Annotated in this window: 13 protein-coding genes and 1 riboswitch; of the genes, 9 read left to right on the top strand and 4 right to left on the bottom strand. The window is 71.7% G+C overall.

Annotated features, from left to right (window positions below):
- Window positions 1-45 precede the first annotated feature (45 nt).
- A riboswitch (TPP riboswitch) is annotated at window positions 46-145 on the top strand.
- The 4 genes from ACWPOB_RS21630 (at window position 138) to ACWPOB_RS21645 (ending at window position 3,424) form a co-directional block, all read left to right on the top strand.
- The gene (locus ACWPOB_RS21630) at window positions 138-857 is read left to right on the top strand and encodes a TenA family protein (protein ID WP_455402059.1); all 720 of its coding nucleotides are present in this window, start codon (window positions 138-140) and stop codon (window positions 855-857) included. It overlaps the preceding riboswitch by 8 nt.
- Window positions 854-1,888 carry an ABC transporter substrate-binding protein gene (locus tag ACWPOB_RS21635; protein WP_100055980.1) on the top strand — a complete coding sequence of 345 codons (1,035 nt, stop codon included), beginning with the start codon at window positions 854-856 and terminating at the stop codon, window positions 1,886-1,888. The genes ACWPOB_RS21630 and ACWPOB_RS21635 overlap by 4 nt, the downstream gene beginning before the upstream one ends.
- On the top strand, window positions 1,869-2,663 hold the full coding sequence (locus ACWPOB_RS21640) for an ABC transporter permease (protein ID WP_100055981.1): 795 nt from the start codon (window positions 1,869-1,871) through the stop codon (window positions 2,661-2,663). The genes ACWPOB_RS21635 and ACWPOB_RS21640 overlap by 20 nt, the downstream gene beginning before the upstream one ends.
- Complete coding sequence (locus ACWPOB_RS21645) at window positions 2,660-3,424, top strand: ABC transporter ATP-binding protein (protein WP_100055984.1); 765 nt, start codon at window positions 2,660-2,662, stop codon at window positions 3,422-3,424. Before ACWPOB_RS21640 ends, ACWPOB_RS21645 begins: the two co-directional genes overlap by 4 nt.
- A 6-nt stretch (window positions 3,425-3,430) precedes the next feature.
- Here ACWPOB_RS21645 and ACWPOB_RS21650 read toward each other — a convergent pair whose 3' ends face one another.
- Entirely contained in the window at window positions 3,431-4,792 is a 1,362-nt protein-coding gene (locus ACWPOB_RS21650) for a WS/DGAT/MGAT family O-acyltransferase (RefSeq protein ID WP_455402060.1), read from the bottom strand.
- Window positions 4,793-5,083: 291 nt separating this feature from the next.
- Between ACWPOB_RS21650 and ACWPOB_RS21655 the strand changes: the two genes are divergently transcribed.
- Window positions 5,084-6,079 (top strand): alpha/beta hydrolase, encoded by a 996-nt coding sequence (locus ACWPOB_RS21655; protein ID WP_455402061.1) that lies wholly within the window; start codon window positions 5,084-5,086, stop codon window positions 6,077-6,079.
- A gap of 134 nt (window positions 6,080-6,213) precedes the next feature.
- Window positions 6,214-7,599 carry a T3SS (YopN, CesT) and YbjN peptide-binding chaperone 1 gene (locus ACWPOB_RS21660; RefSeq protein ID WP_455402062.1) on the top strand — a complete coding sequence of 462 codons (1,386 nt, stop codon included), beginning with the start codon at window positions 6,214-6,216 and terminating at the stop codon, window positions 7,597-7,599.
- Window positions 7,600-7,683: 84 nt separating this feature from the next.
- On the opposite strand, the gene ACWPOB_RS21665 is transcribed toward ACWPOB_RS21660, so the two are convergent.
- Window positions 7,684-9,336 (bottom strand): protein kinase domain-containing protein, encoded by a 1,653-nt coding sequence (locus tag ACWPOB_RS21665; protein ID WP_455402063.1) that lies wholly within the window; start codon window positions 9,334-9,336, stop codon window positions 7,684-7,686.
- Window positions 9,337-9,602: 266 nt separating this feature from the next.
- Between ACWPOB_RS21665 and ACWPOB_RS21670 the strand changes: the two genes are divergently transcribed.
- The 3 genes from ACWPOB_RS21670 to malQ are packed head-to-tail and all read left to right on the top strand — an operon-like array spanning window position 9,603 to window position 14,215.
- Window positions 9,603-11,369 carry a sensor histidine kinase gene (locus tag ACWPOB_RS21670; protein ID WP_455402064.1) on the top strand — a complete coding sequence of 589 codons (1,767 nt, stop codon included), beginning with the start codon at window positions 9,603-9,605 and terminating at the stop codon, window positions 11,367-11,369.
- Window positions 11,366-12,031 carry a response regulator transcription factor gene (locus ACWPOB_RS21675; protein WP_455402065.1) on the top strand — a complete coding sequence of 222 codons (666 nt, stop codon included), beginning with the start codon at window positions 11,366-11,368 and terminating at the stop codon, window positions 12,029-12,031. Before ACWPOB_RS21670 ends, ACWPOB_RS21675 begins: the two co-directional genes overlap by 4 nt.
- Before the next feature lie 48 nt (window positions 12,032-12,079).
- Entirely contained in the window at window positions 12,080-14,215 is a 2,136-nt protein-coding gene (gene malQ / locus ACWPOB_RS21680; RefSeq protein ID WP_455402066.1) for a 4-alpha-glucanotransferase, read from the top strand.
- Between the two features lie 20 nt (window positions 14,216-14,235).
- On the opposite strand, the gene ACWPOB_RS21685 is transcribed toward malQ, so the two are convergent.
- Together ACWPOB_RS21685 and ACWPOB_RS21690 are read right to left on the bottom strand one after the other, a co-directional pair.
- Window positions 14,236-16,026, bottom strand: a complete 1,791-nt coding sequence (locus tag ACWPOB_RS21685) for an AMP-dependent synthetase/ligase (RefSeq protein ID WP_455402067.1) — start codon at window positions 16,024-16,026, stop codon at window positions 14,236-14,238.
- Window positions 16,019-16,513: a MarR family winged helix-turn-helix transcriptional regulator gene (locus ACWPOB_RS21690; RefSeq protein WP_006939453.1), complete on the bottom strand. Its 495-nt coding sequence runs from the start codon at window positions 16,511-16,513 to the stop codon at window positions 16,019-16,021. Before ACWPOB_RS21690 ends, ACWPOB_RS21685 begins: the two co-directional genes overlap by 8 nt.
- Window positions 16,514-16,540 lie beyond the last annotated feature (27 nt).

Here is a 16,540-nt window from a genome sequence, read left to right on the forward strand (position 1 = left end):
CCCCGGGCCCGCGTGGGGCGAGCCACACCCGGTGCTATCGTCGCCTCCGTAGACACGGGGTGCTCCGCACACGAGCGGGAGCTGAGATCACACCCGTCGAACCTGATCAGGTAATGCTGACGAAGGGATGTCACGGCATGACCATGCCTGCCCATGCGTCGGTCCCGGAGGGGACCGACCGCTTCACCGATCTGCTGTGGGGCCGTACGAAGGTCCTGCGCGAGGCCATCGACGACCTCGAGTTCCTGCGCCGGCTCGGCGACGGGACCCTGCCGCTCGACGCGTTCCGCTTCTACATCGAGCAGGACGCTCTCTACCTCGCCGGCTACGCGAAGGCGCTCGCCCTCCTCGCGGCGAAGGCCCCGGACCCGGGCACCGCCGCGTTCTGGGCCAACAGCGCGGCGACGGCCGCCACCGAGGAATCGGCCCTGCACCGGGGTCTGCTCACCGGTGGTGTCCTGCCGCCCGCCGAGGACACCCCCGCGCACTCCCCTGCCTGCCTCGGCTACGTCTCCTACCTGACCGCCACGGTCGCCACCGATCCGTATCCGGTCGGCGCCGCCGCGGTGCTTCCGTGCTTCTGGATCTACGCCGAGGTCGGCCGCGATCTGGCCGTCCGCGCCGCCGACGTGCTCACCGCGGACCCCACCCACCCCTACGCCCAGTGGGTCACCACCTACGACGCGCCCGAGTTCCACGCCGCGGTCGCCACCGCGCGCGAGCTCGTCGACGTCGCGGCGGCGGCCGCCACCGACACCGAACGCGACGCCATGGCCGATGCGTTCACGATCGCCACCCGCTACGAGCTGCTGTTCTGGGACACCGCGCTGAACACGCAGGACTGGCCGGCGTCATGACGACCACCTCCCGGCTGCGTCGCCGGCTCTCCGTCCTGGCCGCCCTCACCGCGGCGCTGCTGCTCACCGCGTCCTGCGCCGGCGGCACCGGCGACGACGACTCCGGCGACACGATCCGGTTCGCCCTGGACTGGACGCCGAACACCAACCACACCGGCCTGTACGTGGCCCAGCAGGAGGGCCTGTTCGCCGACGCCGGTCTCGACGTCGAGTTCCTGCCCTACAACAACACCACCCCGGACACCCTCGTCGACGCCGGCAACGCCGAGTTCGGCATCTCCACGCAGGCGCAGGCGACGTTCTCCCGGGCGGCCGGCTCGCGCACCGTCTCGGTGCTCGCGCCGCTGCAGCACTGGGCGACCGGCATCGCCGTCAAGGCCGACCGCGCCGACCTCACCCGGCCCCGGGACCTCGACGGCCGCACCTACGCGGGCTTCGGCGACCCGGGCGACGAGGAGACGCTCGCCCAGGTGATCCGGAACGACGGCGGGCGTGGCGACTTCACCTCCGTCACCCTGGGCACCTCCGCGTACGAGGCCGTGTACTCCGGCACCGCCGACTTCACCGTCTCGTACCTGGCGTGGGAAGGCATCGAGGCCGAGCACCGCGGGCTGCCGATGCGCTACTTCCGCTACACCGACTACGGGTTCCCCGACGCCTACGCGATCGTGATCGACGGCAACGAGGACTGGCTGGCCGAACATCCGGACCAGGCCCGGGCGTTCGTGCAGGCCGTCCAGCGCGGCTACGAGATCGCCGCGCAGGACCCGGACCGCGGAGCCCGCGCGCTGATCGAGGCCGAGCCCGGCGCCTTCCCCGACGAGGATCTCGTCTACGAGAGCCAGCGGATGCTGTCGGCCGGCTACCTGCGCGACGAGAACGGCCGCGTCGGCACCCTCACCCTCGAACGGTGGACCGGGTACTCCCGGTTCCTGTTCGAGAAGGGACTGCTCTCCGGCCCCGACGGCAAGCCGTTGACCACCGAGCCGGACTGGTCGACGTACTTCACCGATGACTACCTCACGCCCTGACCCGACCCGGAATCCCTGGGTGCGGCGCGCCGCCCCGGCCGTGCTGGTCGTCGCCGCGCTGACCGTCGGCTGGCAGCTGTACGTGACGCTCAGCGGCATCCGCCCGCAGGTGCTGCCCTCCCCCGCCCGGGTTCTCGGGCAGGGCTGGGCGCACCGCGACGACATCGCGGGCCATGCCTGGTCGACGCTGCAGGTCACGCTCGTCGGGTTCGCGGTGTCCCTCGTCGTGGCGTGGCTCCTCGCGATCGTCGTGGACTTCTCGCCGTGGCTGCGCCGCGCCCTGGTGCCGCTGTTCGTGGTGTCGCAGACCCTGCCGATCATCGCGATCGCGCCGCTGATGATCATCTGGTTCGGATTCGGGCTGCTGCCGAAGATCCTGGTGATCGCGCTCGCCACGTTCTTCCCCATGGCGATCGGCCTGATCGAGGGTTTCGCGGCCGCGGACCGGGAGGCGGGAGCGCTGCTGCGCAGCATGGGTGCCTCCCGATGGCAGGAGTTCCTGTACGTGCGGCTGCCGTCGGCGCTGCCCCGGTTCTTCACGGCGCTGCGCATCGGGGTCACCTACGCCGTCGTCGGGGCGGTCTTCGCCGAATACGTCGGCGCCACGTCGGGGCTCGGGATCTACATGAGCACCCAGAAGAACTCGTTCCGGACCGATCTGGTGCTCGCGGCGGTGCTGGTCACCGCGGTGGTCTCGCTGGCGCTGTACCTGCTCACCTACGCCGTGGAACGGGTGGTGGCGCCGTGGGCGCAGACGACGAGGAGCCCGCGATGAACGCCGTCACGGTCACCGGCGTGCACAAGGCGTTCGGTGCGCGCACCGTCCTCGACGGCGCCGAGTTCGCGGTGGCCGAGGGCGAGTTCGTCTCGCTCATCGGCCCGAGCGGGTGCGGCAAGTCCACCCTGTTCGGGTTGATCGCCGGTCTCGACTCTCCCGACACCGGCGCCGTCACGGTGGGCGACCGGCCGGCCGCACCGGGACGGGCCGCCCTGATGCCGCAGAAGGATCTGCTGTTCCCGTGGCGCACCGTGCTCGACAACTGCGCACTCGGCCTCGAGGTGCAGGGCGTGCCGCGCGGCGAGGCGCGTGCCCGGGCCCGGGAGCTGTTCCCCGCCTTCGGCCTCACCGGGTTCGAGGATGCCGCCCCCCGGCAGCTCTCGGGCGGGATGCGCCAGCGCGCGGCCCTGGCACGGACGGTGCTGCAGGGCCGCAACGTGCTGCTGCTGGACGAACCGTTCGGCGCCCTGGATTCGCTGACGCGCACCGAGATGCAGCTGTGGCTGCAGCAGGTGTGGCAGCGGGACCGGTGGACGGTGCTGATGATCACCCACGACGTGCGCGAGGCGCTGCTGCTGTCGGATCGGGTGCTGGTGCTCACGCGGCGCCCGGCCCGGATCTGTCACGAGGTGGCGGTGCCGCTGCCCCGCCCCCGGGGGCTGGACACGCTGACGTCGCCGGAGTTCGTGACCCTCGAGAAGGAACTCGTCGACGTCCTGCACGCCACCGGACCACGCAGTTCCGCACTGCCGGACTGACGACGATCACGAAATATCAAGTGCTACCTCGAGTTCCGCAAGGGCGTCCTCGAGGTGGCCGAGCAGCCGCTGCAGGCCGGGGACGGTGCGGCGGCATCCGACGACGCCGAAGTCGACGGTATCGGCGGTGGTGGTCAGCGTGATGTTGAGTGCCTGGCCGTTGAGCACCACCGACACCGGGTAGATCCCGTCGAGCCGGGACCCGCCGCGGTACACCCGCTCCCGCGGTCCCGGCACGTTGGAGATGATGAGGTTGAACGGCGGCGGGGCCAGGGAGACGGCGCCCGAGATCGGTGCCAGCGCGAGCCCGGCGACGTTCAGCGCCGACCACACCGTCGCCTGCAGCGGCGTCATCCCGGCGAACAGGGTCTTGCCCTCCGCCATCGAATCGCTGACCGTCGAGAGCCGGGTGAGCGGATCCCCGAGATGGGTGCCGAGGTTGCACAGCGTGACCCCTACGCTGTTGCCGCCCGCGGCCGAATCGGGAGCGTCCTTGGCTCGCAGCGACACCGGGACCATCGCGATCAACGGGAGGTCGGGCAGGTCCTGCTGTTCGAGGAGGTAGGCACGGAGGGCACCTGCGCACATGGCGACGAGGACGTCGTTGCTCGACACCCCGGCCGCCTGCCGTACCCGCGTGATGCGTTCGCGGCTCCAGGACTGCGCCGCGAAGCGCCGCGTCCCGTCGATCGGAACGTTGAACATCGACCGCGGTGCCTCGTACGGCAACGCGACGCGACGCCCACCGAGGACGGTCCGGGCGATCCGCAGCGCGACGGGCACCGCGCCGATCACATCGCCGGCCAGTGAGCGCGCCGCACCGAACAGCGAGTCCTGTTCCCGGGTGCCGGAGCCGGGGCGGGCCGGCAGGTGCCAGGGCGCTGGGAAGTCGCGCACGTTCGGATCGGGGGTGTAGGTCCGCTGCAGCAGCCGCAGCCCCGAGACCCCGTCGAGCAGGGCGTGATGCATCTTGGTGTAGACGGCGAACCGGCCGTCGGCGAGCCCTTCGATCAGATAGGCCTCCCACAGGGGCCGGTGCCGGTCGAGCAGGCCGCTGTGCAGGCGCGAGACGAGGGTGAACAACTCACGGATCCGGCCCGGTGCCGGCAGGGCCGAGTGCCGGACGTGGTACTCGAGGTCGATCTCGTCGTCCACGGCCCACCAGGTGTAGCCGAGGCTCGACACCGGGTCGGCCGGGCGCTTGCGGAACAGCTCGTCGACCTGCGCGTCGGCGACCAGCCGGTTGTAGAGGTCGGTGACGTACCCCGGACCGGCGTCGGGCGGTGGCGTGAACAGCTCGAGCGAGCCGAAGTGCATCGGGCGCTCCCGGGACTCGGCGATCAGGAACATCGAGTCGGTCACAGGCATGTATCCCACCGGGACAGCCCCCTTTCGTCCGCCGTCGCACGCTGGGATGGATGGTACGTCCGCGGCCGGACGGCCGTACCGGATCGATAACGGGCACGCCGACGACCTGCGGAGTTCCCTTTGTCCGGTCTCCATCGCGTCACGATGCTTCGCCTCGGCGATTCCTCGTCGTACTGTCGGGCAACCGACCCGGACGAACGTCGCGAACGCCTCGGAGAAGGGGCCGAGTGAGAAGACGGGAGCCGTCGACGAGAAGGCTCCGTCCGAGCAGGTGAGGACGAGGAGGTCCCGGTGACGAGTACCGCGTCGAACCATCCGTCGTTGTCGTATCCGCCCGCGCCGCGGCCGGTGCTCCGCCGCGAGGTCGCCGGCGTGAGTCTTCCGTCGCAGGCGCTGACCTTCTCGGTGCGCAGCACCGTCAAGCCGGTCATCGACGCGTGGGCGCGCGCCCCGCACCTGCCCTGGCCGACGGGCGTGGTGGACCGGCTGGCGTTCCCCCTCAAGCCGGTCCCCGGCACGCACCGGCACCCGGTCCGGCTGCCGTCCTGCCACGCCGAGTTCCTCGCCGCCCCCGGAGGCGACGGCGCCACGGCGATCCTCTACCTGCACGGCGGCGCGTTCCTGGTGTGCGGCCTGACCACCCACCGGCAGATGGTCTCCCGCATCTCGTCGGCGGCCGGGGCACCCGTGCTCAGCGTCGCCTACCGCATGCTGCCGGGACACCCGATCGAGAGCGCGGTCGAGGACGGCATCGAGGGGCTGCGGTGGCTGATCGCGCACGGCTACCCGACGGAACGAATCGTGGTGGCCGGCGACTCCGCCGGCGGATTCCTCACCTTCCAGGTGACGCTCGAGGCACTGCGGCTCGGTCTCGGCCGGCCGGCCGGCAACGTGGCGCTGTCGCCACTGACCGACCTCGACACCCGCGGCAAGCTCGAACATCCCAATTCGTACCGGTGTGCCCTGTTCCCGCGCCGCGCCGTTCCGGCCCTCGCCGCTGTGATCGCCCGCATCGACGCCGCCTCCGGCCGGCCGGGCCCGCGCGCGGTGTCACCGGTCGACGCCGACCTGACCGCCATGCCGCCCACCCTCATCCAGACCGGCTCGGAGGAGATGACGTACGTGGACGCCGAGCTGATGGCCGAGCGTCTCGCCCGCGCCGGCGTGCCCTGCGAGCTGCAGGTGTGGGAACGGCAGGTACACGTCTTCCAGGCCGCGGCGGGCCTCGTGCCCGAGGCGGGGCGTGCCGTCGATTCGATCGGAGCGTTCGTCCGCAGCGTCGGCTGAGATTCCCCCACCGGACCACCCCGCCGCTGCCACGTGGCGACCACCACCCGCGCCGAGCCCGGCACCTGTCGGACGGCGCGACTAGTGTCTCCGGCACAGATTGGTCCGGCAGCAATGGGAAAGGGGGGCGGATCGTGACCGACACCGAGAGCCGATTCGACCGCGACGTCGACCGGTCCTGGAGCGAGTTCCGGGCACGGCTCGCCGATCACGTGGCGTCGATGCGCGACGGCGACGGACTGGTCCTCGAGCCGCTCGTCGAGGAGGAGACCGGACCCGCCGGACCGTGCGTGCAGTTCTACGCGTGGGGTGCGGGCCAGGTGCGGTGCGAGGTGCCGTCCAACGCCCACCTCGGCGGCGACCGTCGCCTCCGCCCGGCCGACGAGGCGCTGCTCGCCGAGCTCGGCTGGCGCGAACCGTCCCGGGGACCGGAGGACCCGGAGGACGGCGGGTCCCCCGCCTACTGGATGGACCGGCCCGCGGCGTGGGCGGACCAGCTCGCGGCCGTCGCGGTGACGGCGCTGCGCCGGGTGTGGGGGGTGCCGCATCCGCTGTTCCTGCGCACCGAGACGTTCGGCGCCGGCCGGGCGGCAGCCTTCGACCTGCCCGCGCCCGCCGAGGAGACGCCGCCGCCGGCCGCGCTTCCGCTCGCCGTCGAGACCGCGGGCGAGGAGCACGTGCGCGAGCTGATCGAGTCGACGCTGCGCGAGCGGATCGGCGACGTCCCGCTGTGGGACGAGGACGGCGACCTGGCGTTGCGGGTCGCGGGGTTGCTCGTGTTCGTCGGCGTCGGGCCGCACGAGCGCACCGTCGACGTGTTCGCCCCGATCGTCCACAACATCACCGGCCGCACCCGCGCCGCCGAGGTCGTCGCCGACCTCAACCGCCGGTGGCCGCACCTGAAGTTCGTGCTGGTCGAGGACCGGGTCGCGGTGGCGGCGCACCTGCCCGCGTCACCGTTCGTCCCGGCCCACCTGCTGACCACGCTCGACCACGTCGCGCAGTTCCTCGAGGGGCTGGACGAGGCGTTCGGCACCCGTCTCGGCGGCGAGCTGCTGCACGAGACCGACCACGACGGTGTGCCGCCACCCCCGGACGAGCTGCCGCCGAGGACGACGGACTCCGAGGAGGACCTGCCGCCGACGCTGCTGGCGCTGCGCGATCTCCATCTCGACGGCCGGGCGGAGGTCGAGACCCGGACGGTGGCCCGCATGGCCGGCGACGAACCGGACCAGCTGTTGCGTTTCCTGCGGATGAGCGTGGACGCGCAGGTCTGCTGGCAGGCCGAGGCGATGGGACGCGCCGCGGCCGGAGACGGCGCCGGCACCGCCCACGCCGAGGCGAAGGCGCAGGAGTGGGAGCTGACCTGCCGCTCGCTCACCGCAGCGATGCGGCTGCTCGTGCCCCCGGCGGGCACCGCCATGAAGCGCGGGCGGCGGCCGCGTCCGTCCCCACCCGAGCAGATCGAGCTGTTCGAAAACCCGGACGAGCCGACGTTGTTCGACGAACTCTCCGACTGAACACCTCGTGCGGGCGAGCCGTTTCCCCGGGACGGCGCGGCCGCAACGCGGGCACCCGGCGTGGCACTCGGCGGCCGGGGTGGTTCACGGGGTGGTCGCCTCGAGATGCTTGAGCACGGCCAGGACGCGTCGATGGTCCTCGGGTTCGGGGTGCAGGCCGAGCTTGAGGAAGATCGCCCGGACGTGCGCCTCGACGGTGCGTTCTCCGAGGAACAGGGCCGCCCCGATCGCCCGGTTCGAGCGGCCCTCGGCCATGAGGCTGAGGACCTCGCGTTCGCGGGTGGACAGCGTGTCGATGGGACGGCTGTCGCGGTGGGGCCGGGCCACCATCCGGCTCACCACGCTGGGGTCGATGGCCGAGCCGCCCTCGGCGACCCGGTGCAGGGTGTCGACGAACTCGTCGATGTCGGCGACCCGATCCTTGAGCAGGTAGCCCAGGCCGGCGGCCCCGTCGGCGAGCAGATTCATGACGTGGTCGGTTTCCACGTACTGCGACAGCAGTACCACCGCGGTGTCCGGGTGGTCGGCACGGATGGCCGCCGCGGCGACGATTCCCTCGGTGGTGTGGGTCGGCGGCATCCGGATGTCGACGACGGCGACGTCGGGCCGCTCGTCGGCGACGAGACCGAGCAGGGTGGCGGCGTCGCCGGCCTCGCCGACGACGTCGATCCCCTCGTCGCACAGCAGCCGGGCGATACCCTCGCGCAGCAGCACGGAGTCGTCGGCGAGCACCACCCGCAGGGGTGCCGCGCGGTCGCCGCGCCGCGTCGCGCGCCGCGTCGCGTCGACCCTGCTCGGTGACGCGGCGTCCACCGCCACCGTCCGGGCCAGGGTGTCGTCGGCTGCCGGCGCGGGGACGGTGGTCGTGGTCTCGGACGTGAGGGCGTTCCGGGCGGCGGTGGTGAGTTCCCTGCAGGTGTCGTAGCGGTCGTTGCGGTCTTTCGCGAGGGCACACGCGACGACGGCGTCGAACGCCCTCGGCAGGTCGGGCCGGGCCTCGCTCGGCCGGGGTATCGGGCTGCGGACATGCCCGTGCCACAGCTTCGCCAGGGTGTCGCCGGAATACGGCGGCCGGCCGGTGAGCAGGTGGTAGAGGGTGCAGCCGAGCGAGTAGATGTCGGTGCGGTGGTCGAGCGCGACGGTGGTGTCGAACTGCTCGGGTGCGGCATTCTGCAGGCTGCCGACGAACATCCCGGTGCGGGTGAGCCCGCCCGCCTCGTCGAGGGCCTTGGCGATGCCGAAATCGGTGAGCAGGACCCGTTCGGGTTCGCCCGGGCCGGCGGGCTCGGCGAGCAGGATGTTCGTCGGCTTCACATCCCGGTGCAGCACCCCGGCCTGGTGGGCGTAGTCGAGCGCCTTGCCGATCTCGGAGACGATGTGGACTGCCCGCTCGGGTGGGACGGGCCCGTGGCCGAGCAGCGCGGCGGCGTTGGTGCCGGGGACGTACTGCATGGCGATCCAGAGCCGGCCGTCCTCGCAGCCGCGGTCGTAGACCTGGACGATGTTGGCGTGCTCGAGGCGAGCGGCGTGGTCGGCCTCGAGTTCGAAGCGGGCCTTGACGCTGTCGTCGGCGGTCAAGGCGGGGTGGAGGAGTTTGAGGGCCACCTTGCGTGGCAGGTGCGGGTGCTGCGCCAGGTAGATCGAACCCATGCCGCCCGCGCCGAGCAGCCGCTCGATGCTGTACCCGGCAAATACCGAACCCGGCCCGGGAGCCCCGTTCCCCTTCACCGCCACCACCTCCCGAAGCGGCCCACCTCCTCTATTCAACCCCTCGGGGATCGTCGGCGGAACCGCTGCGGCGCGGTTGTCCGCCGACCTGGCGCCGGTCCGGCGCGGAGCGCACCGTGCAGACACCGGCTGAGGCTCCGTGCAGGCACGGTACGGATCTCCGGGCAGGCGCTGCCGCCGAATCACGTGACGGCCGAGATGGTCGAACAGTGCCAGCACGGTGGTCCGGCGGGGCCGGGAGCGGGATGCTGGGAGCGAGGATCGGAGGCCTCGTCGTGAGTCGTCGAACAGTGCCGGCCATCGTCGCCGTGACCACCCTGCTGGTGGTCGCGGTGGTGGTGGTGTCGCTCGATTGGCCCGGCGGTCCGCCCGTCGGCCCGGCGGAACTGGTCGCATTCCCCGCGGTCGGCGTCGCCTTCGTCGCGGCGGGCATCATCGCGTGGCGGAGCCGCCCGGACGACAACACGGGACGGCTGATGGTGCTGGCCGGGGTGCTGTGGCTGGTGAAGGGGGGCGGTGCGTCACGCAATCCGGTCGTCTTCACCGTGGGCGCGGCGCTGACGGTGATGTATCTCCCGGTGTTGATCCATATCCTGCTCGGTTTTCCGACGGGGCGATTGAACCGGCGGTGGGAACAGTGGTTCGTCGGGGGCTGCTATGTGTACTTCCTGGTCTCGGTCCTGCTCGATCTGATGTTCTACAACCCCTCCGTGATGGTCGGCACAGAACGCTTCACCGCGCCCAACCTGCTGCTGGTCCGGGACGACCCGGCGATCTTCAGGGGGCTGCAGCTCGTCTTCGGCGCAATTGCCATCGGCATCAGTGTGGTCGTGATCGGCGTGCTGCTGGCCCGCTGGCGGTCGGGGTCCCCGGCCTACCGGGCCGCGTTCGCGCCCCTGTGGATCGCCGGCATTCTCGGATTCGCCACGGTGATCGGAACGGGGCTGGTCACGGCGCGGTCTTCCGGCGTGGGGAACGTGTGGACGGCCTACCTGAGCTACCTGGCGACCGCGCTGTTTCCGTTGGCGGTGCTGATCGGGTTGTGGCGCTACCGGGTCGCGCGCAGCGCGGTCAGCGACGTGATGATCGAGGTCGGCGCGGCCCCGCTCGGGGACGAGTTCGTCCACGCGCTGCGCAAGGCACTGCGCGACCCCGGTTTGATCCTGTGGTCGTGGTCACCACAGTGGAACAGCTACCTCGACGCGAACGGGGAGCCGCAGAGCCTGCCGGACGACGACGGCCCCCGCGCGGCGACCGTCCTCGAACGCGACGGCGTCCCGGTCGGAGCGCTGGTGTACGACCGGTCGCTGCGACATCAGCCGCAACTGCTCGCGGCGGTGCGCAGCGCCGCGACCCTCGCGCTGGACAACCAGCGCCTCCAGTCCGAGTTGCAGGCTCAGCTCGCCGAGGTCCGCCGGTCCCGGGAGCGGATCGTCGCCGCCGGGGACGCCCAACGGCGGCGGCTCGAACGAAACCTGCACGACGGCGCGCAGCAACGCCTGGTTGCCGCGACGATCCTGTTGCGGCGTGCGCAGCGGGCATCCCAGCCGGAGCGCAAGCAGGAGCTGCTCGACGAGGGCACGGCCGAACTGGACTCGGCGCTGGTGGAGCTGCGGGAACTGGCCCGGGGTGTCTATCCCCCGGTGCTGCAGGAACACGGGCTCGCCGCCGCGCTGACCGCCCTGGCCGAGCGCGCGCCGCTGCCGGTGGAGATCGTCGACACCCTCACCGTGCGGGCTCCCGCCTCTGTCGAACTCGCCGCCTACTTCATCGCCGCCGAGGCGGTGGCCAACGCCACCAAGCACTCCGGCGCCACCCACATCGAGATCGACCTTCGCCGGGACGGTGGGATGCTGCGGATGGTCGTCACCGACGACGGGTGCGGCGGTGCGACGCTGACCGCCGGCGGTGGGTTGAGCGGACTGGCGGACCGGGCCACGGCCCTCGGTGGGGTGCTCACCGTGCACAGTCCCGTGGGGGGCGGAACGACGCTGACGCTGTCCCTTCCCCTCACCACCGGGACATCCGGGGAGCCGTCGTGAACCTCCGGGTGGTGCTCGCCGACGACTCCGCGGTGCTCCGCGAGGGCATCGCCGGCCTGCTGCACGACGAAGGAATCGAGGTGGTCGGCCAGGCCGCGGACGCGCAGGCCCTGCTGCAGCTGGTCGGCGAGCAGCGCCCGGACCTCGCCGTCGTCGACATCCGGATGCCTCCCACCCACACCACCGAGGGCATCGAGGCCGCCCTCACCATTCGCCGGTGCTTCCCGGGCACCGCCGTGCTGCTGCTGTCCCAGTACGTGGAAACCGAGAACGTCATGAACGTCTTCGCCGGCGGGACCGCCGGTCTGGGGTACCTGCTCAAGGACCGCCTCTCCGACATCGACGGGTTCCTCGGCTCGCTGCACCGCGTCGCGGCGGGCGGAACGGCGATCGATCCCGACGTGGTCGGCCGGTTGGTCTCGCGGCCGCACCGCGACCGGGTGGCCCTCGACGAACTGTCCCCCCGGGAACGGGAGGTCCTCACCCTCCTGGTCGAAGGCCGTTCGAACCGGGCGATCGGAGCCGCCCTGTCCCTCGGGAAACGCACCGTCGGCGCGCACGTGCGCGCCGTCTTCGACAAGCTCGGTCTGCCCCCCGAACCCGACGAGCACCACCGCGTCCTGGCCGTGCTCGCCTACCTCGGCCCCGCAGTCCGCAACTGACATCGCCAGGTCTGCCGAGTGGTCCGCGACCTGGCATGATCGGGTGTCGTGACATCGACGGTGAAGCTGCGTGAACTGGCCGAGCGATTCGGGATCGCCACCTCGTATGTGGGGTGGGACAAGCAGGACCACTACGCGAGCGACGACACGTTGCGCCGGGTCCTGGCCTCCCTGGGCGTGTCCGCGGGCACCGAGGCGGAGATCGACGCCGTCCTCGCGGATCTGCCGAACGAGCCGTGGCGGCGCATGCTGCCACCCGTCCTGGTGGTCGTGCAGGGCGAGGAGCGCACCTTCCCCGTGCACGTGCCTCACGGCACTCCGGTGCAGGTGCAGGTGCGCACCGAGGACGGCGACGTCGTCGACGTCGCGCAGCGCGACGTGTGGGTCGATCCGCGGGAGGTCGACGGCCGGCTCGTCGGCCGCGCGACGTTCGCCGTCCCGGACCTGCCGCTCGGGTGGCACACCCTGCACGCCCGCAGCGACGACACCGAGGCCGAGACCACCCTGGTGGTGACACCCGCGCGTCTCGGCACCGCCGACCGGCTCCTCGAGCGACGTCGCCGGGGCCTGGCCGCGCAGTTGTACTCGGTGCGCTCGAAGCGGTCGTGGGGCGTCGGCGACTTCGCGGACCTGGCGGACCTCGCCGCGATCACCGCCTCGGTGGACGGCGGTGACTTCGTGCTCGTCAACCCCGTCCACGCGGGCGAGCCGCAGCCGCCGCTCGAGCCGTCGCCGTACCTGCCGAGCTCGCGGCGGTTCGTCCACCCGATCTATCTGCGGGTGGAGAACATCCGCGAGGCGGCGTTCCTGCCGCGCAAGCACCGCAAGACGCTCGAGGCGTACGCCGGGAAGTTCGCCAAGTCGAACCGCAAGGACAAGCGCATCGACCGCGACGCCGCGTTCCGGGCCAAGCTGGACGTGCTCGGGCACGTGTTCCGGGTGCCGCGCAGCCCGGCGCGGCAGGCGGAGTTCGACGCGTTCCGCGCCGCGGGCGGGGACGCGCTGACCGACTTCGCGTTGTGGGGCGCGCTCACCGAGAAGTTCGGCGACCGCAGCGCCCGCTGGGAGACCCTGGCGGCGACTCCCGACGAGCCGTACGTCGCGCGGCAGCGCACCAAGCTGGCCGAGCGCATCGAGTTCCACTGCTGGTTGCAGTGGCTGTGCGACGAGCAGCTCGCCGAGGCGCAGTCCGCGGCGCGCGCCGCCGGCATGGACGTCGGCATCGTGCACGACCTCGCGGTGGGTGTCCGTCCCGACGGCGCCGACGCCTGGACGCTCGGCGACGCCCTGATCCGCGACATGACGGTCGGTGCGCCGCCGGACGACTTCAACCGGCAGGGTCAGGACTGGACCCAGCCGCCCTGGCATCCGGTCCGGCTCGCGGAGCTCGGCTACCGGCCCTACCGCGACGTGGTGCGCACCGCGCTGCGCCACGCCGGCGGCCTGCGGGTGGACCACATCCTGGGCCTGTTCCGCACCTGGTGGATCCCGGAGGGCTGCACGCCGGATCAGGGCACGTACGTCACGTACGACCACGAGGCCCTCATCGGGATCCTGGCGCTCGAGGCGCACCGGGCCGACGCCGTGCTGATCGGCGAGGACCTCGGCGTGTTCGAGAGCTGGGTACAGGAGTACCTGGCCCGCCGCGGTATCGCCGGGACGTCGATCCTGTGGTTCGAGCGCGACGGCGACGACCCTCGGCCCCCGGAGAGCTACCGGGAGCTGTGCCTGACGTCGGTCACCACGCACGACCTGCCACCGACGTCGGGTTTCCTTGCCGGAGAACACATCACGCTGCGATCCGAGCTGGGTCTGCTCGAACGGGACCTGGAGACCGAGGCCGCCGACGCGGCCGCCGAACGCGACGCCGTGCTGGCGGTGCTGCGGGAGCGCGAACTGCTCGACGAGGACGCCGACGAGCAGCGGACCGTCGAGGCACTGCACCGGTTCGTCGCGGCGAGTCCGTCGGCGCTGATCGGGGTGTCGCTGGCCGACGCGGTCGGTGAGCGGCGCAGCCAGAATCAGCCGGGCACCACCGACGAGTACCCCAACTGGCGGATCCCGCTGGCCGACGAGAAGGGCAGGACCGTGCTGCTCGACGATCTGCCCGGCAACGAGCGGTTCGCGGCCCTGCTCGCCGCTGTGGCGCCGGCCCCGGATCCCTCCGCAGCCGACGAGGCCTGAGCGTCTCGGCCGGCCGCGCGTCACTTCGCGTACATGCTCTCGATGTCGGCGGCGAAGCGCTCGGTCACGACGTTGCGCTTGATCTTCAGTGTCGGCGTCAGCTCACCGGTCTCCTCGGTGAGGTCCCGGTCGAGGATGACGAACTTCTTGATGGCCTCGGCGTGGGAGACCATCGAGTTGGCATCGTCCACGATGGACTGCAGCGCGTCGTGCAGCGCCGGGTCGTGCCGCAGGTCGGCGATGGTGGCCGTCGGCGCCTTCCCGTTCTCGGCCTTCCAGTTGTCGAGCACCTCGGGGTCGACGGTGAGCAGCGCGGTGATGAAGGTGCGCCCGTCGCCGACGACCACGGCCTGCGAGACGAGCGTGTGCGAGCGCATCCGGTCCTCGAGCGGCCCGGGCGAGACGTTCTTGCCGCCGGCGGTGATGATGAGGTCCTTCTTGCGGCCGGTGATGCTCACGTAGCCGTCCTCGTCGATCTCGCCGAGATCGCCGGTGCGGAACCAGCCGTCGTGGAAGGCCTCGGCGGTGGCCTTCTCGTTGCGCCAGTAGCCCTGGAACACGACCCCGCCGCGGAGCTCGATCTCGCCGTCCTCGGCGATGCGGGTGCTGTTGCCGCCCATGGGCTGGCCGACGGTGCCGATCTTCTGGGCGCCGGGCACGTTCACGCTGTGCGCGGCGGTGCTCTCGGTCAGGCCGTAGCCCTCGTAGATCGGGACGCCGACGCCGCGGAAGAAGTGGCCGAGACGGGGACTCAGGGCGCCGCCACCGGAGATCGCGAACCAGCACTCACCGCCCATCGCCTGCCGCAGCTTGGCGTAGACGAGCTTGTCGGCCATGTTGCGCTTGGCCTTGAGCACGAACGACGGACCGCCGTGGTCGAGCGACTCGCTGTAGGCGACGGCGGTCTCCTCGGCGAACGCGAAGATCGCCGCGTTGAACCTGCCGCCGGCCGCCGCCTTGCGTGCGGCGGCGTCGCGCACCTTCTCGAAGACGCGCGGCACGCCGAGGATGGTGTTCGGGGCGTAGCGCTCGAACTGGGCGGAGATGGTGCCGAAGTCCGACCAGTGCGCCTGCGCCGCACCGCCTTCGAAGACGGCCAGCGAGACGGCACGGGCCAGCACGTGCGCGAGCGGCAGGAAGGTCAGTACCCGGCTGCCCGGCTTGGCCACCTCACCGATCGAGGCGGTCAGGATGCCGCGGACCTCGCTGTAGAAGTTGCGGTGGGTCAGCATGCAGCCCTTGGGCCGGCCGGTGGTGCCCGAGGTGTACACCAGCGAGGCGAGGTCGTCGGCGCGGATGCCGTCGAGGCGGGCCTGCAGCTGGGCGTCGTCGACGCCGGCACCCTCGGCGATCAGCGTCTCCACGGCGCCGCCCTCGATCCGCAGCGTGCGGCGCAGGGTGTCCGGCATGTCGACCAACAGCGATTCGTGGCGCGCGGTCTCGACGACGGCGACGACCGCCTCGGAGTCCTGCAGGATCCAGCGGATCTGCTCGGTGGACGAGGAGTCGTAGATCGGCACCGTGGCGGCGCCGGCGGCCCAGATGGCGTAGTCGAACAGCGCCCACTCGTAGCGGGTGGCCGACAGCAGGGCCACCCGGTCGCCGGGCTGCACGCCCGCCGCGACGAGGCCCTTGGCGACCCCCGAGACCTGCTCGGCGAATTGCCGTGCGGTGACGGCGACCCAGTCCTCTCCCTCCGGGCGGGAGTACATCACGCGGTGCGGAGTCTTCTCCGCGTGCGTGAAGACCGTGCGGACGACCGATTCGTCGTCGCCGACGGTGAACTGAGCGGGGGTGGTGTACTCACGCACGAGCGTCTCCCTCGTTGTGGTCGGGGCGGGCAGTGGACCGGTGTTCCACTCCCTGGCGGAAGCGGCGCAGCATGTCGACGAACCGATCGATGTCGTCCTGGCCCCAGCCGGTCAGCGCCGCGCGGATCTCGTCGTGACGTCCGGCGACGGTGCGGGCGAGGGTCTCGCGGCCCCGGTCGGTGAGCCGGAGCGGGTGGCCGAGCCGGGTGGGTCCGGCCTGCGCCTGGACCAACCCGGCGTCGATGCAGCTGCGCAGCTGACGGGAGACGGTCGACCGATTCACGCTGAACGCATCCGAGATGTCGGTGGCTCGGCAGCCCGGGTTGCGGTCGATGAAGCCGAGCATCGAATGCTGCGCCAGCGAGAGCACGTCGTCGTGGGCGCGCTCCCCCGCCGTGAGATGGCGAATCAGGTACACGAACTCGTCGTATACCTCGGATACACCGGCCGCTGCGGACTGCGCCGCAACCTCCCGCTTGTGTTGCACGACGCAACTGTAAGCCCTGTGCCGCTC

The organism is Rhodococcus sp. 2H158, assembly GCF_053764755.1.